12 protein-coding genes and 5 tRNA genes are annotated in these 19,362 nt (G+C 27.1%); 3 read left to right on the forward strand and 14 right to left on the reverse strand.

What is annotated here, in order from left to right; genetic code table 11:
- The 3 genes from ACH5BF_RS13690 to ACH5BF_RS13700 form a co-directional block, all read right to left on the reverse strand.
- Window positions 1-2,978 (reverse strand): ATP-binding protein (locus tag ACH5BF_RS13690; protein WP_423274824.1); only part of this gene is annotated, 2,978 nt, incomplete at its 3' end.
- Between the two features lie 2 nt (window positions 2,979-2,980).
- Window positions 2,981-4,024 (reverse strand): HD domain-containing phosphohydrolase, encoded by a 1,044-nt coding sequence (locus ACH5BF_RS13695; RefSeq protein WP_423274825.1) that lies wholly within the window; start codon window positions 4,022-4,024, stop codon window positions 2,981-2,983.
- Window positions 4,025-4,090: 66 nt separating this feature from the next.
- Window positions 4,091-6,292: a PAS domain-containing protein gene (locus ACH5BF_RS13700; RefSeq protein ID WP_423274826.1), complete on the reverse strand. Its 2,202-nt coding sequence runs from the start codon at window positions 6,290-6,292 to the stop codon at window positions 4,091-4,093.
- Between the two features lie 171 nt (window positions 6,293-6,463).
- Here ACH5BF_RS13700 and ACH5BF_RS13705 point away from each other — a divergent pair, with 171 nt between their 5' ends.
- Complete coding sequence (locus ACH5BF_RS13705; protein ID WP_423274827.1) at window positions 6,464-8,005, forward strand: methyl-accepting chemotaxis protein; 1,542 nt, start codon at window positions 6,464-6,466, stop codon at window positions 8,003-8,005.
- Window positions 8,006-8,105: 100 nt separating this feature from the next.
- On the opposite strand, the gene ACH5BF_RS13710 is transcribed toward ACH5BF_RS13705, so the two are convergent.
- The 11 genes from ACH5BF_RS13710 to selA all read right to left on the reverse strand — a co-directional run bounded on the left by ACH5BF_RS13710 (window position 8,106) and on the right by selA (window position 17,832).
- A tRNA-Leu gene (locus ACH5BF_RS13710) sits at window positions 8,106-8,192 on the reverse strand.
- Between the two features lie 22 nt (window positions 8,193-8,214).
- Window positions 8,215-8,290: transfer RNA gene (locus ACH5BF_RS13715), tRNA-Phe, on the reverse strand.
- A 9-nt stretch (window positions 8,291-8,299) separates the two neighbouring features.
- Window positions 8,300-8,384, reverse strand: a tRNA-Tyr gene (locus ACH5BF_RS13720).
- An 18-nt stretch (window positions 8,385-8,402) separates the two neighbouring features.
- Window positions 8,403-8,477: transfer RNA gene (locus ACH5BF_RS13725), tRNA-Gln, on the reverse strand.
- Window positions 8,478-8,592: 115 nt separating this feature from the next.
- Window positions 8,593-9,342: a hypothetical protein gene (locus tag ACH5BF_RS13730; RefSeq protein ID WP_423274828.1), complete on the reverse strand. Its 750-nt coding sequence runs from the start codon at window positions 9,340-9,342 to the stop codon at window positions 8,593-8,595.
- Between the two features lie 29 nt (window positions 9,343-9,371).
- On the reverse strand, window positions 9,372-11,495 hold the full coding sequence (locus tag ACH5BF_RS13735) for a hypothetical protein (RefSeq protein ID WP_423274829.1): 2,124 nt from the start codon (window positions 11,493-11,495) through the stop codon (window positions 9,372-9,374).
- Window positions 11,492-12,427, reverse strand: a complete 936-nt coding sequence (locus ACH5BF_RS13740) for a hypothetical protein (RefSeq protein ID WP_423274830.1) — start codon at window positions 12,425-12,427, stop codon at window positions 11,492-11,494. Before ACH5BF_RS13740 ends, ACH5BF_RS13735 begins: the two co-directional genes overlap by 4 nt.
- Window positions 12,417-14,042: a UvrD-helicase domain-containing protein gene (locus ACH5BF_RS13745; protein WP_423274831.1), complete on the reverse strand. Its 1,626-nt coding sequence runs from the start codon at window positions 14,040-14,042 to the stop codon at window positions 12,417-12,419. Before ACH5BF_RS13745 ends, ACH5BF_RS13740 begins: the two co-directional genes overlap by 11 nt.
- Before the next feature lie 6 nt (window positions 14,043-14,048).
- Window positions 14,049-14,594, reverse strand: coding sequence for a manganese efflux pump MntP (locus ACH5BF_RS13750; RefSeq protein ID WP_423274832.1), 546 nt, complete (start codon window positions 14,592-14,594; stop codon window positions 14,049-14,051).
- A gap of 62 nt (window positions 14,595-14,656) precedes the next feature.
- Window positions 14,657-16,486, reverse strand: coding sequence for a selenocysteine-specific translation elongation factor (gene selB / locus ACH5BF_RS13755; RefSeq protein WP_423274833.1), 1,830 nt, complete (start codon window positions 16,484-16,486; stop codon window positions 14,657-14,659).
- Complete coding sequence (gene selA / locus ACH5BF_RS13760) at window positions 16,486-17,832, reverse strand: L-seryl-tRNA(Sec) selenium transferase (protein ID WP_423274834.1); 1,347 nt, start codon at window positions 17,830-17,832, stop codon at window positions 16,486-16,488. Before selA ends, selB begins: the two co-directional genes overlap by 1 nt.
- 58 nt (window positions 17,833-17,890) lie before the next feature.
- Here selA and ACH5BF_RS13765 point away from each other — a divergent pair.
- Window positions 17,891-17,989, forward strand: a tRNA-Sec gene (locus tag ACH5BF_RS13765).
- 552 nt (window positions 17,990-18,541) lie between these two features.
- The gene (locus ACH5BF_RS13770) at window positions 18,542-19,288 is read left to right on the forward strand and encodes a SapC family protein (RefSeq protein ID WP_423274835.1); all 747 of its coding nucleotides are present in this window, start codon (window positions 18,542-18,544) and stop codon (window positions 19,286-19,288) included.
- Window positions 19,289-19,362: the final 74 nt, after the last annotated feature.

Genomic DNA, 19,362 nt, shown 5'->3' on the forward strand with positions numbered 1-19,362 from the left:
TTAAAAATATCATTAATGTCATCAAAGGATAGATCAGAGTTATCTTCCAAAGATTGAAGAAGATTACAAATATCATCTAAAGCAAGATTTAAACAAGAGTTTTTAATATAATGAGCCTTAGAAGAGATAGATTCAGAATCTTTATTCTCAATAGCTAACTTTAACTCATCTAAATCCTTGTGAATTTCCTTTTTAAACTTCTCAATAATCATTAAAGCAATATTCTCAGATACACCAAGTTTATCTATAACCTTTTGAACATCAATCTGAAATGAAGTATTAGATGAACTATTGTCCTCTAAAGAACTCTCTTCAATCTTTTCAGAAATATTATTCTTATTTAAAAACTTTTCAAATAAAAACTTTAACTCGCTTGTATTAACAGGTTTAGATAAATACTCGTTCATACCAAGATTTAAGAATTTTTCCCTGTCACCTTTAATGGCATTAGCAGTTAAAGCAATAATAGGAATAGTACCTAAAGCATTTTGCTTTTCATGCTCTCTAATAGCATTAAATGCCTCAATACCATCCATAACAGGCATATTAATATCCATTAAAATTAAATCGTAAGACTCTGGATTAGAAATAAACTCATCTAAAGTCTCTTTCCCATTTGGCTTAATAGTGAAATTAAGATTTAAACTTTCTAAAATATAAGAGATTAACTCTTGATTAGCAAGATTGTCCTCAGCAACTAAAATATTACCAGTAAATGAATCAACTAAATTGCTATCATCATCTATTGAAATAGTCTCAACAGTTTTTTTCTGTAACTCTTGAAGTGCATCATTAACCTTAGAAGCATAGAAAGGTAAAGATAAAGCTTGTTCATTATCAGTTAATACAACTTTAGATAAATCCTCTTCATACTCAAATAGAATTAAAATAGGGTTGTCTTTGTGAAGCTTTCTAAACTCATCTAAATCACCATCTTTGTTGTAATTAAAGATATAAATATCCTTAGATGAAGACTTGTTGATATTGATAGTTCCAAAAATAGATAAATATCTTTTAATGTAGTGATATAAATCATTTTTAGTATTTTCAACTTTGAAGTTTAAATGATGTAAATAGTCTTTGTTAGTATGAATAGAATCATCACAAACATCAAAAGATAAATCAAAGAAGAATCTAGTACCTAAACCAATAGAACTCTCAATACCAATTTTAGAACCTAAAGCTTCTATAATATGAGAACAAATACTTAAACCTAAACCAGTACCCTCAAACTCTCTTGTTGATTTGTGGTCAACTTGAATAAAAGGTTTAAATACATTGTCAAGCTTATCCTCAGGAATACCAATACCAGTATCCTTAATTTCAAAACTAATAGTTGCTTTATTATTAGACATAGACTCTAAAGAGATATTAAGCTCAACCTTTCCATGCTCAGGAGTAAATTTGATAGCATTAGAGATAAGATTAGAAAGAACTTGTCTAATTCTAACACCATCAGTTAAGATACACATAGGGATTCTATGGTCAATGTTGAAAATAAGTTTAAGATTTTTTTCAATAGCATTTTTAGAGAAAAGCTCAATAACATGCTCAGAGATAAAATATAAATCAGTATTATCAATAGTAATGTCAAAATTACCACTTTCAATTTTAGAGATATCTAAGATATCATTAATAATAGATAATAGAGAGTTAGCACTAGATTGAATAATTCTAGCTTGTTTAACACCATGAATATCTAAAGATTTAGATTTACAAAGGATATCAGAGAAACCAATAATAGCATTTAAAGGAGTTCTAATTTCATGACTCATGTTTGCTAGGAATGTTGACTTCGCCTCATCCGCTTTTTGAGCTTCTATTTGTGAATTAATAACATCTGTAATATCTAATCTGATTGCTAAAAACTCTTCTATTTCGTTTTGATAATTTAAAATAGGAACAATAGTAGTATTTACATAATATGCACTACCATCTTTAGCTTTATTTTTTATTTGACCTTTCCAGATTTGTTTATTTAAAAGAGTATTCCACAGCTCTTCAAAAATACTTGTTGGCATATCTGGATGTCTTACAATATTATGATTTTCACCAATTAACTCATTTTCAGAATATTTAGAAGTTCTAATAAACTCATCATTCACATAAGTAATCTTACCATTTTTATCTGTTTTTGAAACAATGGCACTTAAGTCAACGGCTCTTTTATATTGGCTTAGAAGTTTATTTGCATTTTTTAAATCAGTTGTTCTACTTTCAACTTCATTTTCTAGTGTCTCTTTTGCTTTAGCATGCTCTTTTTTATTCAGTTCTGATATAACATTGTAGTGAATAGCTAGAATTAAAATAAATATAATTAGTATTGAAACCATAATTAGTGTTTGTTGTGTAGTTAATATAAACTCATTTTTATATGGCATACTAACTTCAATAACACCTCTTACATCACCTATTTGCCAGTCGTTTTTAGGTGTGTCTGCTCTACTGTTATGACAATTTACACAAGACATATCTGTAAAAATATCAGCAATTGCAACTTTATAAACTTTTGCACCATTTTGTACTATTTTTTGTTTATAAATTTTTGAAGGATTATTTACTAAATATGATAGTGTCTGTTTTTCATGTTCTTGTAAAACTCTATTTTCTCTATTTGGAAAAGGGTAGTTACTATACATTTTTACTTGAATATTATTTTGAGGAAGAATCTCACTTAAATCATGTAGTAGTGTTGCAGGTAAAGGTATAGTATTATTTTTATCTAAATAGTCATAGTTTATATCTATATTCTCATTGTTTTTAAGTTTACTAATAACATGTTTTGTATAGTAAGCTCTTGTATCCTTTAGATTTTTTATAATCTCTTGGGCATTTTGAGCCATTTGTTCTTTGTTATTCTCTTCTGTATATTTAGGAATAATAAAAACCATAGAGATTGTAAGGATAATTGTAATTACAAAAATAGGCCCTGTAAAAGGATTAGCTAAAGGACCTAAAAGTTTTTTTAGTAAATTCATTTTTAGTTTTCTTCCTGAAATGAGTTATATATTGTTTTAACTTCTTCAATGTTTTTTATAAATAAATCTACAATATTTGGATCAAAATGTTTACCTTTTTCTTCAACTAGAAGATTTAAAGCCTCTTCAAAAGTCCAAGCTTTTTTATAAGGTCTATGTGAAGTTAATGCATCAAATACATCAACAATAGCTACAATTCTTCCATAGATATGTATTTGTTCACCTTGTAATGCTTTTGGATAACCTGAACCATCATATTTTTCATGGTGAGTTATTGCAATTATTGCTCCTGCTTGCAGGTACTCACTTTTTGAGTTTTTAAGAATTTCATATCCTATTGAAGCGTGAGTTTTCATAACCTCAAACTCTTCTTTATCAAGTCTTCCAGGCTTTAATAAAATATTATCTTCAATACCTACTTTTCCTAAATCATGGAAAGGAGAAGCAAAATAGATGATGTCTTGTTCTTTTTCATTTAATCCATACTCTCTTGCAAGCATTTTAGAATAGTGGGCAACTCTAGCAACATGTGAAGCTGTTTCAGGGTCTTTATACTCTGCTGTTTTACCTAGAATATTTAGAGTCTCATGTTCTCTTTCGATTAATTCTTTTGTTGCTGTTGCAACTTCTTCTTCTAAAAGTTTTGCTTTATCTTCAATTAATAGAGTATTTTTGTATAGATTTAAAAGGTTTAGTACTCTTGCTTTAAAAAGTGTAGAGTTTACAGGTTTATTTAAAAAGTCATTAGCTCCTGCTTGAAATGCTTCATTATGTACATCTTGGTCATTTGCTGCAGTTATCATGATAATAGGTGTTTTAGTATTGTTTTTTCTAAACTCTTTTATAAATTCTAAACCGTTTAGTTGAGGCATCATATAATCAATAAGTATCATGTCAACTTTGTTGTTTAGTACATATAAAAGTGCATCCAAAGGTTGAGAAAAACTCTTTACATTAAGTCCCATATCATTACAAAAAGCCTCTATTAAAAATAAATTGTTTTCATTATCATCAATAGAAATAATTTTCATTTCTTCTAATTTCAAGCTAATCCTTTTATCAATTTTTTCATTATATATTAAAAAAGTATTTAAATAGTATCAAAAATATAATCACTGCTTAAATAAAATACTAAAACAGCAACCTTTATAACTCTTATTATTATATTTAAAATTTTTATTAAACACATTAATTTGTGCTTTATGTCTTTGTCTTAATACTCTATCAACTATAGCTAATCCAAGGCCTGTTCCATTGGACTTATGTTTTGTTGTAAAGTATGGTTCAAATATTTTATCTATAATATTTTCAGGAATACCGTTTGCACTATCATAAATTAGAAGTTCTAACTCATTTGTATGTTTAATAGTTTTTATAAAAATAAATCTATCATCTTCTTTTTCTATATTTTGTTTTAATGCATCTTTACTGTTATTTATTATATTTATAAATGCTTCAACCAACTCATTTTTATTCCCGAGTATCTCATAATCTTTTATATCTAATACTAACTCAATATAATTGTTTTTAAGAGAGGCATTTACTAGGTTTAAAGTATCTTCAATTACACTTTTAAGAGAGATTTCTTTGATTTCATCTCTATTATCTTTTATAAAGTTTCTAAAGTTGTCAATCGTATTTGATAGATATTTAGCTTGTTTCATAATATTTTCAACACAATTATCAATATCTTTTTGCTCTATTGTATTTATTTGAGATTGAAGTTTTAATCCACTTGCATTCATTGTAATAACACTTAAAGGTTGTCTCCATTGATGAGCAATATTACCTATCATCTCACCCATAGAGGCTAATTTTGATTGTTTTTCTAAAGTTTTCTTGCTTGTAATATCTTTTATTGTTAGTAAGAACTTATTTTTTTTAGGTAATGAAGAAATACAAATACTAACAACTACTCTTTTTTCATCTTTTACAAAAATAGTTTTTTCAAAATATTCTGAATGTTCTAGTTTTAAAGCTTCATTTATTGCTAATAAGAATTTAGCTTTATCTTCTTTTGAAATCAACTCTTTATAATCACTATTTAAAAGCTCTTTTTTTGTGTATTGTGTTAGCTTTAAAAATGAGTCATTAAAATTAACTAGTTTATGGTTTTCATCTATTATTACTATACTATCTTGTGTATAATTGAAGATTGTTTCAAGTTCATTTTTTTGTTTGATTAGTTCTTCTTGAAGCTCTTTTTCTTTTGTAATATCTCTAAAAGAACTATAAATATAAGTTTGATGTTCAATCTCTACGGATGCTATTCTAATAGATACATCAATAAGTTTTCCATCTTTTCTTTTATATTTTGATTCAAACATCAGTGGATTTTTTAAAACATTTTTTACATTTTGAAGAATCAATTCTTTTTCATGATTAGCTTCAAAATCCCATACATGTAAGTTTAAAGCTTCTTTTTTTGTGTAACCTAAAGTTTTATAAAATTGTTTACTACATTGCATAATTTTAGCTTCTTCATTTACTATAAAAATTGCATCAGAAGAGTGTTCAAGGAGCTTTTTGTATTTAAGCTTTTCATTCTCTATATTATCTTGAAGTTTTTTAATCTCTGTAATATCTCTTGCTATTCCTAAAACACCAAAAAGCTCATTTTTATTATTTAATATTTTTGTTTTTTGTGTTAATACATACTCTATGTGATTATCATTTGCAAATGTAAGCTCTTCAAAATTTGAAACAGGTCTTTTACTTTTCATTGCTTTAAGGTCATGTTTTCTAAAAAAGTCTCCTAGTTCTTTATCTACAAAATCATAATCAGTTTTACCTAATATATCTTTTTGCTTTGCTCCAAAGAAATCTTCAAACCTTTTATTACATGTTAGGTAAACACCTTCTTTATTTTTTATCCAAAGTAAATCAGGTAAAACATGAATAATAGAATCAAGTTTATTTTTTTCCGTTTCTAAAATAGTTTTTTCTTTATACTCTTTAGTTATATCATTTAAATATAAAAGATAAAACTCTTTTTCTTTTGAGAAATTTGCTTTTACATAAACAGGATTATTATTCTTGTTTATTATTGTAAAAACTGGAAGTTCAAAGTTGGTATTTTCATTTGTAGCTATTTCTCTTATAATTAATTCTAAATCTTCTTTTATAATTAAGTTTTTAAATGAAATATTATTTGAAATAAAATCACTTTTATTATAAGAAGTTAGTGTTTTGATATTTTTTGAGATATTTACTAATTTATTTAACTCTTTATCCTCAAAAATAATAGCTGAAGTAGGGCAATTGTTGAAAAAATCACTCTCAATTATATTTTCGATTTTATTCAATGAAGTCATAGCTTATGTCACTTTATAATAAATTATTTTAATATACTATTTTATCATAGTTTAATAAAAGTATATTTAAGAAATAGCTTAATATAAATATAAGTAGATTTTATTATTAGATTAGATATAATCATTATAATTTTAAATAATAAAAAAAATTATAAAAGAGAAAATAATAGAATGTCAATATTTATGTCAAAAAGACAAAAGGCCAAATTAAGGGCTATTGAAGATAATTACGCAGAAATTAGTTTTACTCCTGATGGAACTATTTTAGATGCTAATAAAATTTTTTTAGATGCATTAGGATATGAACTAAATGAAATTGTAGGAGAAAAACATAAGATTTTTTGTGAAGAGACTTATGTTAAAAGTGATAATTATAAAAAGTTTTGGAATGAACTATCATTGGGTGTTGCTCAGTCTTCTGAGTTTACTAGAGTTAAAAAAGATGGAGGTTTAATATATATCCAAGCTTCATATACACCGTTAAAAGATTCAAATGGAAAAGTATTTGAGGTAGTAAAGTTTGCAGTAGATATAACAGCTAAAAAACTAAAAAGTTTAGATAATGAAGGACAAGTAGAAGCTATCAATAAATCTCAAGCAGTAATAGAGTTTGATACTAAAGGAACAATCCTTTCAGCAAATAAAAACTTTTTAGAAACTACAGGATACTCTTTAGAAGAAATAGTAGGTAAACATCATAGTATTTTTTGTACACAAGAGTATAAGAACTCAAATGAGTATAAAAACTTCTGGGAAAAACTAAATAATGGTCAGTTTGATTCTGGACAGTATAAAAGAGTTCATAAAAATGGTGATGATATTTATATAAGAGCTACATATAATCCAATTATTGGTCTAGATGGTAAAGTTGTTAAGATTGTAAAATATGCTTCTGATATTACTAATATAAAAAAGAATATGTTATTGGTTGATGAAAATATAGTTGATTTAAGAAAATCATTATCAGATCTTGCAAATACTTCTGATTCAATTACTAAAAGAACAAAGCAAACAATGTCTGAAACACAAGAAGTTACAACATCTACTGAACATATTAATGAATCACTATCAAGTGTCTCATCAAGAATTCAAGAGATGTTATCTTCAATTGAAGAAATATCTTCTTCAACAAAGAAAGGTAAGGATATTTCAAATATTGCTTTAACTAAGTCAAAAGATACTACAAATGCAATTTTAAAGTTAGATGAAGAGTCTCAAAAAATTGGAGATACGATTGATATAATCTCACAAATTGCATTTCAAACAAATATTCTTTCATTAAATGCTGCAGTAGAAGCAGCAACAGCAGGTGAAGCTGGTAAAGGATTTGCAGTAGTTGCACAAGAAGTAAGAAACTTGGCAAATAGATCAAATGACGCAGCAAATGAGATTACAAAAGCAATAGAGTATATACAAACACTTGTAAAGGATTCTTTGGATTCTATTCAAAGTATTGATAATACTATTGAAGAAATAGTATCTATGTCTACAAATATATCTGACTCTGTTGATAAGCAACATAAAATATCAACACAAGTAACTCATATAACTAAAGAAGTAAGTTCTGAGGTAAATGAAATTAGTAATAAGATGATACAAGTTTCATCAAATTCACAAGAAGCTGATTTAGAAGCTCAAGAAAATTTAAAAGTTTCAAAAGAGTTAATTGATATATCTAATCATTTAATATCTATTCTTGAAAAATTAAGATAAGTCCTATAAAGGGCTTGTTTTATAAAATAAAATATATTTAAAGTTGATTTTGTTTTTTTGATTAAATTGAAATAAGTTTTGATTGTTGATTTAAAAAGGGTGGTGCGAATGGTGAGAATCGAACTCACACTCCGAAACCGGAATGGGATTTTAAGTCCCACGCGTCTACCTATTCCGCCACACTCGCACAGTGTATATTTATTTATAAGTGGTGGTTCGAGGCAGAATCGAACTGCCGACACAAGGATTTTCAATCCTTTGCTCTACCGACTGAGCTATCGAACCATACTTAAGTGGTGGTGAGGGAAGGATTTGAACCTTCGAAGCCGTAGGCGGCGGATTTACAATCCGCAGGATTTGACCACTCTCCAACCTCACCGATGATATGTTTACATAATGGATGGGGTAGAGGGATTCGAACCCCCGAATAACGATACCAAAAACCGTGGCCTTACCGCTTGGCGATACCCCAATCGCTTATGTGGGTGAAATTATAATAGGTTGTTTATTAAAGAAACCTGAAAGTAATAGAAAAAATCAATTTTTTTTCAAAAAAAAGAAAAAGACTATTATTATCTAATCTTTTTCTACTTATATGCTGTAGGAACTGGTGGAAATTCCTCAAAAGCTTTTTTAATTGCTTCACTAATTGTGTTTTTATTCTTAATATTTTGTACAGGATTCGAAAATTGTAAGTACTCAATCGCACCTTCTTTTGATTTTTCTTCTTTATATACAAAAACTTCTTTTTTACCAAGTTTTAAAACATTTTCATATAATGTCTTAGCATACTCATTGATATAAGGGAATTCTTTATCATTAATTTTATCTCCCCATGCAAAAAATACAAACTTTCCATTTGGAATAAGATTTGCAGCATCTAAATACATAATATCTCTATCAAATTCTGTATTTTGTGATGAATTGTATTTTTCTAAATCAGAATTGAACTTCATAAGTAAAGATGAAGCATCAATATTTTGTTCAACTAAATTAAATAGGTTCTTGATTTCTACAAGTTTACCTTTACATTTCTCTTGCATAGCTTGTTTAAAGATAGTTATATAACTTTCACCTTTGATTTCAACTAAATCACCCCATTTATCAAAATCTTGATCTAAAAGAAAACTATTTGAATCATACCCAACTGGTGTAACTACCGGATTATAAAGATAAATTGTACCAACGATGTTTTTCTTTCTATCTTTATTTGTTTTGATTTTTTGTTTTAACTCTTTTTCTGTGATGATGTCTTCATCATCATAATTGAAATACATATAACTAGAAGTTAAAAAAACTTCTTCATATTTTGTTTCAAATGTTCCGAAATATTGCATTTTCTTCCTTGTTTATTTATGTTTGAATGTTACCTAATTTCTTTTTTATATATTCTTAGATTAGCACACTCTTTAATAAGCTCTTCATAGTATTTTGTATCTTTATATTTTTCATCTAAGATTTTAAAGAACTCACCATATCCATTTTCAATATACTTTTTATAAATCTTTGATTTTGAATAATACCAGTGTCTTTCTAAACTATAACTCTCTTTATCAGTAAGATAGTAGGGGTTGTTTTTTTGTGAAAACTTTATATCATATAGTGCAAGTTCTGATTTTGCAAGCATATAGACTATCTTTGCTTTAAACTCTTTATTCTTTGCATGATTTAAAGCTTTTTTATAGTGTTTAATAGATAATTTTACTTTTTGCTCTTCTAAGGGCTTTTCTTTAAAAGAGTAAACACTTCTATAAACAGTTGTAAGAGTATTTGAATTTCCAAAATAGCTTAGATTATATAAAGCATTTGCATATAAATAGTTATCCATTACGCTATTTGGTTTTTTTTCTATTTGCTCTTTTATAATTAATATTTTTTCTAGGAACTCTTTTAGTGTATAGATATGTTGTTTGCCTTCTCTATTGTTTCCTTTTATATTTACATTAAAAGGATTGAACTCTATTTTTTCTTCTAATATTTTAGATTTACTATTTAAAGCTTCTTTAAATAGTAAATTATTTATTAAAATCTTAGTGTTAGTATTTTTAAAAGATATAGATTGAGAATCTTCTTTAAACGTTTTTATAAAAAACTCTTCTAATTTTGATTTGGGATTACTTTTTAAAAACTCTTCAAATTCATTTATAGTTTCTAAATCAAAAACAGTAGTACTTAAACTATTGACTGAAGCACTTAAAATTGTTTTTAGTTGATTATCTTTAGAGTAATAAAGTTTTTCAAGTTTCTTAAATGTATAGTTGAAAATATCATTACTATGAATTTTATGCTCTTTATGTTCCTCTAAAAGTTTATTCATCTTCGTAAATATTTCATCTTCATCTTTTAAAGTAATATCTTTTAATTTGTTTAAATAAATTATGTAAGATAATGTTTTTGATTCATGATTATTATTTGTTTGAAGAAGTTTATTTGATAATTCTTCTGCTTTTGATAACTGATTGTCAAATAAATAGAAGTATGAAAGCGCAAGTTTAACTAAATACATATCTTCTTTATCTACTGATTCTAAAAAACTTATATACTCTTTTATTTGGAAATCTCTTTCATATAAAGTATGCTCATCAAAAAAGTGTTGAGTATATAAAAGCTGTCTATAAAGTATAAAGTCAAACCATTTTGAGTTAGGATTTAATTCATATAGGTTTTGAAGTTCTATTAGAGTATTTGCATTATCATTTAAAGCTCTAAGTGTTATGAATTTCTCTTTTTCTTCCTTTGATTTTGCTAATTTTTGAAGATCTTCCCATAGTTCATTTGTGTTTATATGATAGAAATTGTAAAAACTTAATTGCCAGTTTATTTTTGATTTATCAAATAATTTTGTAAATCTATAAACACCTAATGCAATTTGTTTGTCTTTTATTAAAGCTCCTGCATATAGTGCTTCTATCCACTCTTTCACTATTGTTTTTTCACTGTTTTCTAAAAGGTACTTATAGTTTTCATAAACTTCAATAGCATTTTTATTTTTATAATGGGCTAGTCTAAAAGCTAAATAAAAATATCTTAGTTTTAAATACTGAGAGTCTATTTTATCAATCTTCTTTAGTGCTTTTGATATTAGAATATCTGGATTAATTTTCTTTTTTTTCTTATGAAAATAGTAATAATATGGGGCAACTAAAGCCTCTTGTTCTTCTACAAAATCTAAATACTCTAAAATCTCTTTATTCTTTACTAGATGAAGATTTTCTCTTTTATAAACTATTTTTTCTATTTCTTGTATTGATAGTTTTTTAGCAAATTGATTTTGCCACTCTTTTAGGTTTGCTTGTTTATTTCTTTTTTCATAATCTCTTTGAATTTGATTGTAAATAGCTGAATCTTTTAGATTTCCAGAATGATTAGAAAAAGGAAGTTCTCTTGGTTCTAAAAAAACAAACTGTTTATCATGAAAATCCCAGCCTGAAGCACAAGCAAGTAAGTTTATTGTAAAGGCTAAAACTAAAGATACTATTTTATAAATCATAAATTATCCTTGATTAAATTGTTTAGATTATATTTATTTTTGTATGAATATCTGTAAAAGATTATCTCATTAAAAGGTTTTTTACTTAATGAAAAAAAGTCATTTATTGCAGTAGCTATATCTTCTTTTGAACTATCTTCAAGTCTGAAAATATCACCTTTATAGATATATTTCTTTTTAAAATAGATACTTTTTTTAACTTCATAAAGATTTGTATCTATTTTGATAAAGTGTTTATCAAAGTCCTCTTCTTTAAGACCTTCAAAAATATCCAAAGGTTTATCTTTTCTAAACCTTACTGCTTGTGAGTATAAAGGAAGTGCAAGTTTTAGTCTTAGAGGATATTCATCAAAATTATAGTGGTACTTCTTTGCAATATTGTTATCTAAAATAGAGTTTTTTGTATTTATATCTGTGATATTTGCCATATTGTAGTACATTAAAACCCCATAATCAACGGGTGGAACACCTGTTTTTGAAAAGTATTTTATTTGATGAAGTCTTATTGTAGCACTAATCTTTTTGTTTGATTTTACTTTAAGCTCTTTTAGTAAATCAAAATAGTTAGCTTTACTTAGAAGTGACCAGTCACAATCTATTTGAAGTTCACTAAACTCATAAGCTTTTGTTTGCTCTAAAATTAGGCTACTTATTTTTTTGAAATTGATATTTTTCATAGCTTCATTTGTGATATAAATAGTAGGAATAAAGTCTTTTGGAACTTCTTGAGTAAATCTTGTTTTAACAAACTCTAATTTACTTGAGTAGGAAATATCTAAGACTTTTATGTAAAGTTTCTCTTTTACACTTTTTTCATTGAAGCTGTTTTTCCAATGATAAAAAGAGATTTGAAAATCAGTTTTTTTTGTTACTGTTTGATAGCTAAGAGCAGCCAAAATAAATGCTACTAAAACTATAAGTTTAGAACGCATCAACTCTCTTTACTCTATTTTTTTTAAGCCACTCTTCTTGTAAGTCTTTCATTTTTTTATCACTTGTTTTTTTAGCATATTTTGGTTTCCCAACAGAGCTTACTACATCACCTTCTTTATAAGTATAATCAAGATTTAGTGAAGCTAAATCAATAGCTTTTTTAACTCTTGTAGCTGCTACATAATAGATATTTAACTCTTCATTTATTCTTAAGTGAGATAGTTTAGTTTTTGGATTGCTTATCTCTTTTTTTGTGATAAAATCATTTGTCATTAAAACTTGGTCATACTCTAAACCCTTTGATTTATGGGTTGTTGTAAAGATAATATTGGCTTCTTCTTTGTTTGTGGTAAGTCTGTCTTTGATTTTTTTATTTATATCAAAGATATTATCTCCATAAGTATTGATAAATTTTATGATGTTTAAATAGTCTTGATTTTTTGTATCTTTAGCAAACTGTTCTAACTCATAGATTGACTCGAAATCTTTTATTTCATCTAGGGTTACTTTATCATTTTTTTTCTCTTTTAGATAAAAAATAGAGTAAACAGTTTGATTCATAAATGAATAAGAGTTATATCCTCCCTCAAAATAGAACTTTTTATCAGAGTGAATATGTTGTACTAACTCTTGGATTAAACCAAAAGTTGACCTTGAGATAATAGTGTATTGTTTATCTTCATCTATACAGTTTCTATGAAAAGAGGTTTTTGAGTCAATACCTGAAATGTTTAAAGGTTTAGTACTATTTTTTTCATAAAGGCTATTGATTCTTCTTTGTAAGTCTTTTGCATATTCATTTGAAAATCTAAAACTCTTTGTAAGATTGAAACTTGGTAAATCTATTTTATTTAAGGCATTTATTGCATATCTAAAAGAGTAGATTTGTTGAAAAGAATCACCCACATAAACCCTTCTACAGTTTTGTGATTCAACTATTCCTATCATCACATCTGAAATATCTTGAGCTTCATCTACTAAAATCAAATCATATCCAAGGTTTGAGCTGATTTTTTTGTTTAGATAAAACATCTTTAGATAAAAGTCATGGGTTGCATCTATTTGTTTGTTTTTCATAGAAGATAAGATATGTTTTAGATGAGCCAATACTCTTGAAGTATCTTTGTTGATAAGCTCTAAAATTTTAGCACTTAAATCTGATTGTTTTTTATAGTTTTCTATAAGTTTTAAATCAAGGGCTATCAATGAACTATTACAATAAAAGTTTACTAAGTCTTTCATAAGAGCAATATATTCAGGAATAGGGTAGTAGTTATTTCTTTGATTTACTGTTTGTTCAAAAGAACATAAGACTCTTTCAATTACTTGTACCTTTAAATCATGGGCAAGATTGTATCTGTAAGCTTCTATTTTATTGTAAGCTAAAGAGTGAATAGTGCTTATACTCATGTTTGATAAGTTGTATTCATTTAGCTTTTTTTGGATTGATTGTTGAAGGGATTTATTATATGCTAGATATAAAATCTTTAGATGTCTGTTTTGTTTTGCATACTCTAAGAGAGTAGTGGTTTTACCACTACCTGCTACAGCATTTATTTTAAAAGATGGCTCTTTTGAGAAAATAATCTCTTCTTGTTCTTTTGTAAAAGTCATTTTATATTAAGCTAATCCTTCTATTAGTATTTTAAATCCTAAAGCTATTAATATAAACCCACCTAAGTATTCAGCTTTATCTTCTAAATAACCACCTAGATATTTACCAACATAAACAGCCACTATACATAAGGCAAAAGTTACAAGTGTGATTAGGCTAACTGCATAAATTATATCTGTATTAGAAAAAGAGAAAGTAACTCCAACAGCAAGAGCATCAATAGATGTGGCTACTGCTAGAAATAAAAGAGTTTTTGTTTTTAAGTCTGTTATTTCATCTTCAAAATCATCTGCTCTTGCTTCTTGTATCATCTTATATCCTAAAAATACTAAAATCATAAAGGCAATATAGTGATCAATACTATCCACAAAATCTGCAAATAATGCACCTAAATAGTAGCCTATTAGAGGCATTAAACCTTGTGCTATACCAAAAAAAGCTGCTATCTTAATAGTGTTTGAAAAGTTTATATTTTTATATTTACTTCCACTAGCTATAGATACAGCAACACTATCCATAGCTAATGCAATCGCAATAAGTACAAGTTCCATTTTTTATCCTAAATCTTTTTAAGATTGGAATTGTACTTATTTTATAATTAAAGCAGTGTTAGCTAGGCTAAAACTCTTTTATTTCCATCTTTTTTGATGTTTGAGAAGTTGTCTAAATAGTCTAAATATGTAATAAGATATTTTCTACTTAAAGGATGTCTTTCTTTGAAGTTTGAAATCTCAATAAATCCGTCTTCTTGAATAATACTTTTCATTTGTCTTACAATACTATCCAAACTTTCACTATGAATAAATAGATTATGTTGAAGTCTAATCACAAGTTTTTTTGCTGTTAAAGATTTAAGTATATTATCTCCAAGTTTTCTATCTAAATCTAAATCATCATAGATATTATAAGGTGCTGTTGGTGTAATATGCTCTGTTTTTAATCTTTCTAAAACTATATTCTTAAGCTTGTCTTCATAATCTTCTTCAATATCTTTACTTTTATAAAGCTTATTGTTTTTAACTAAAAAACCTTCATCAACTAGGTGTGTTAAAGCATCTTCTATGAAGCTTTCACTTGCCCATTTGATTCTAAGATTTATAGAAGCTGGTGAAAGTAGGGCATATTTGTTTTTAGTGTAGATTTCTTTGATAAAATCAATAATAAGTTGCTTCGTTTCAATAGGATAAATAATAAGCTCTTCTTTATCTATGTAAACATTTTCTAAGTTGTTTGCAAACTCGATAGCTTCTTCATGGCTAAGTGCAAATCTTTGAGATGATGAAATAAGTCCTAAGCCTTTTTTATGAGCTTCAAGAAGTTTTTTATAAGCATGAGAAAAATTCTCTTGTTTAAGAGCTTCTAAAAGCTCTCTTTTTTGATTTTTCTTCATAGGATCTGCTACAGGATTTAAAACCTTTCCACCTGCAATAGTGTCATTTCCTAATCTTAGGATGATTTTTTCACCAAAAATAGTATATAGTTTTTCATCAGCTTTAATAGTAGCAAAGCCTTCTTTTAAGCTAGTAGTTGAATCAAACAGTAAAACTCTAACTTCAAGTTTTTTAGAACCTATGAAAAGTGTATATTTTTGATTGTGTTTTAACTCTTTTTGTTTTAAAGTGTTAAAAGAAATATCAATCATATCAAAGCCTCTTAAGAAGCCTTTTTTACTAAGTAAATCACCTTTTTGAATGGCATTTGCATTTATACCTTGTAAGTTTAAAGCAGCTCTATTTGAGATGTTTGCTTCTAGGGCATTTTCATTGTGAACTTGGATGTTTTTGATTTTGATTTGTTTTTCACTTTGACATAAAAAAACCTTTTCATTTAACTCACAAGGCTTCCCTAAAACTGTACCTGTAACAACTGTACCTATACCTTTTGGAGAGAACACTCTATCTACATAATATCTAAAGAAGTTTTCTTCTTTTTTTGCTTTATTTTTTATACTAAAAAGTTTATCTTTTAAAGTCTCTATTGAATCAGGCTCATAAACAGAGACAGCTTGAATAAAGTTTATATCAAAATCATATTCACTAAAGAACTCTTCTATTCTTTTTTCTTGCTCTTTTAACTCATCTTGTGATACTAAATCTTTTTTCGTTATCACAATAACCACATCTTTGATACCTAAAAGATTGATAATTTCAATATGCTCAACAGTTTGTGGCATGATACCTTCTTGGGCACTAATAGCAAACATAACACAGTTAAATCCAAAAGCACCTGCAATCATATTTTTGATAAGTTTTTCATGCCCTGGCACATCAATAAATGCTATGTTTTGCTGTCCTCTTGTAAGGTTTGAAAAAGATAAATCAATAGTGATACCTCTTTGTTGCTCTTCTTTTGTAGAGTCACCTTCATAACCGTTTAAAGCCTTGATTAAAGCAGTTTTTCCATGGTCAATATGTCCTGCTGTTCCTATAATAATATTTGACATTAGTTAAAAACTCCTCTTATAATCTCTTCTATTTCTTTTACTTCATGCTCTTGTATACTTCTAAAATCTATTAAAACTTTTTCATTCTCAATTCTTATTATCAAGTTTTGTTTTCTAAGAAGTTTTTCTATTTTGTTTGCTTTATAATCTTTGTATTCTAAAGTAAGAGCGATAGTTGGTATCTTTTTGTTTGGAGTAGTTCCTCCACCTATTAAAGACTGAGTTTTTATAACTTCACATTTGCAAATATCTTCTATACTTTGTTTTAAAGTATTTGCTCTTTGCTCTAAAGTCTTAACATCTTCATGTAACATCTTTAATGTAGGGATCTTTTGTGTTTCACCTTTTAAATATGAAGTAAGATTGTCTTCAAGTATAGCTAAAGTGATTTTATCAACTCTAAGCATTCTTAGAAGTTGGTTTTTTTTGATTTTTGCAATTAAGTCTTTTTTACCAACTATGATACCAGCTTGAACTGAACCAAGAAGCTTATCACCTGAAAAACTAAGTAGACTTGGTTTGTGTTGCATATATTTTATAAGTGATGGTTCACTTAAGTCAAGATTGTAAGGTAAATCTATCATATGACCGCTTCCCATGTCATAGTAATCAATAACATTGTGTTCATTGGCTACTTTAATGATGTCTTCATAAGAAACTTCTGATGTAAAGCCTTCAATAGAGTAGTTTGATTTATGAACTTTCATAAGCATAGATGTATTTTCATCAATGGCATTTTCATAATCTCTAAGGTGAGTCTTGTTTGTAGTACCAATCTCTTTTAGTTTTGCACCACTTTGGCTCATAACCTCAGGAACTCTAAAACTTCCGCCAATCTCCACAAGCTCACCACGACTTACAACTACATCTTTGTTTTTAGCAAAAGTATTTAGTATCAAAAATACAGCACTTGCGTTGTTGTTTACAACAACTGCATCTTCACAACCAGTAAGAGCTTGAAGAGTAGATACTATATGTTCATATCTTTCACCTCTTTTGCCTTCTTGAAGAGAATACTCTAAGTTGTTGTATGAAGTAGCAACTTCTTTTGCTCTATCAAAACTATCAGGATTTATCAAAGACCTACCTAAGTTTGTATGCACGATAATACCTGTAGCATTTATTACTTTTTGAAGCGAAGGTTTTGTGATGTTTTTGTATTTTTTAAGTACATCATTTATAATGTCATCTTGTGTAAAATCTTGGATTTTTTCATCTAAGATGTCTTGTCTGTATTGATTTATAGTATCTTTACTAATACTAGTAATCAACTGTTTTGAAAGCTCTTCAAAAGCTTTGTTGTTGACAAACTTGTCAACCTTTGGAAGGTTCTTAAGTAAACCCATATTTACCCTTTCAGATAGTTTTAAAATAAAATGGTGTAAGATTTCAATTCTTTTAAGCGGGGGGTATGTGATCCTGGTGGACACCGCAGGCTTCAACCCTGATCGGAGGTTCGTGTGTACGCGCCTCGGTAGGTTCGATTCCTACACCTTCTCGCCAAATTCTTAACTATTTAAAGTATTTCAAACTAAAAAATCTTACAATTATAGTTTTTGGATTCTATCTAATAATTAATTCAGACAATCTTAATAATAAGGTAAAAATAAATTTACTTTTTCTTTTTTTTCTTTAAAATAAATTTTAAAATTGGATGATTTTTATACAAATTTATTTTTATCAAATTTAAATTTTATTATTTGGGAAATTAATAATTTTTAAGACTTTTATTTTACTATATATAACTATATCTGTAACACTATGAAACATCACCAATTTAAACAATTATTAAAAAAAATATTTCTATATAAAAAGTGTAAAGATAAAATAATCACATTTAAGCCCCATAAATAGGTAGATTTTGAAAAAATAACTAAAATCAATAAAAAGTAAACGTAGCAATAAAATAGCATTTATATTAAATCAAATAATTCACCCATAAAGCAATTATTTTTTACAATATTTTTTGTTTTTTTTAGTAAGAAAATAGCAAAAAATGGGTATAATATTATGTTGTACATAACATACTCAAAAAATCTTAAGGAGATAAACATAATGTTTAAAAAAATTGTACCAATAACTTTGAATAATCACAAAGATGTAAAAGTAAAGCAAATTGATAACTTTAATTTCGTAAGTGATATTCACTTAGCTTCTGTAATGGTTCACGAATTCTCAAGAGCTGCTGCTACATACCCAATTGTTTTCTTAGAAGATAAAGCAAATGACAAATTTAGACCAGTTGTTATGTTAGGTCTTGAAGCGGGTGAGAACTTATTTGTTCAAGAAGGTAAATGGAAAGCATCTTACATTCCTGCAATTGTTAGAAGATATCCTTTTGCACTTTCTAAAACAGGTGATGAAGATAGATACGTAATTTGTATTGATGAAGATAGCGAATTTGTAAACAAAGAAGAAGGTCAAGCTATATTCAAAGAAGACGGTACAGCTGATGAAGTAATGGACAGAGTAAAAAAATACTTAACAGAACTTCAACAAATGGACATGTTCACTGATAAATTTTGTGAAGATATGAAATCTGAAAATATGTTCACTCCTCTTAACATGAAAGTTAGAGTTGGTGATGAGATTAAAAACGTAGGTGGAGCTTATGTTATTAATGAAGAAAGATTTAATGACTTAAACAATGAAAAATTCATTGCATTAAGAGAGAAAAAATATATTCCAATTATCTACTCTCACTTAAGTTCATTAGCTCAAATTGAAAGATTATTAACTTTCAAAGATAAATCAAGAGCAGTTACTGAAAAAATTGAAGAAAGATTTGAAGAAGTAAAATAAACAACAAAATTAAAAAGATAGTTTATAGTGCACAAAGTTTTACTTTGTGCATTAGTAAGTTATCAATCATCAAG

Source organism: Arcobacter pernae (genome assembly GCF_049472135.1).
Lineage (GTDB): Bacteria > Campylobacterota > Campylobacteria > Campylobacterales > Arcobacteraceae > Arcobacter_B.

Coding starts and splice junctions, on each gene's coding strand:
- selA (WP_423274834.1), bottom strand. CDS start 17,832: ATGGGTTTACTTAAGAACCTTCCAAAGGTTGACAAGTTTGTCAACAAC.
- ACH5BF_RS13740 (WP_423274830.1), bottom strand. CDS start 12,427: ATGCGTTCTAAACTTATAGTTTTAGTAGCATTTATTTTGGCTGCTCTT.
- ACH5BF_RS13770 (WP_423274835.1), top strand. CDS start 18,542: ATGTTTAAAAAAATTGTACCAATAACTTTGAATAATCACAAAGATGTA.
- ACH5BF_RS13750 (WP_423274832.1), bottom strand. CDS start 14,594: ATGGAACTTGTACTTATTGCGATTGCATTAGCTATGGATAGTGTTGCT.
- selB (WP_423274833.1), bottom strand. CDS start 16,486: ATGTCAAATATTATTATAGGAACAGCAGGACATATTGACCATGGAAAA.
- ACH5BF_RS13700 (WP_423274826.1), bottom strand. CDS start 6,292: ATGACTTCATTGAATAAAATCGAAAATATAATTGAGAGTGATTTTTTC.
- ACH5BF_RS13705 (WP_423274827.1), top strand. CDS start 6,464: ATGTCAATATTTATGTCAAAAAGACAAAAGGCCAAATTAAGGGCTATT.
- ACH5BF_RS13745 (WP_423274831.1), bottom strand. CDS start 14,042: ATGACTTTTACAAAAGAACAAGAAGAGATTATTTTCTCAAAAGAGCCA.
- ACH5BF_RS13735 (WP_423274829.1), bottom strand. CDS start 11,495: ATGATTTATAAAATAGTATCTTTAGTTTTAGCCTTTACAATAAACTTA.
- ACH5BF_RS13730 (WP_423274828.1), bottom strand. CDS start 9,342: ATGCAATATTTCGGAACATTTGAAACAAAATATGAAGAAGTTTTTTTA.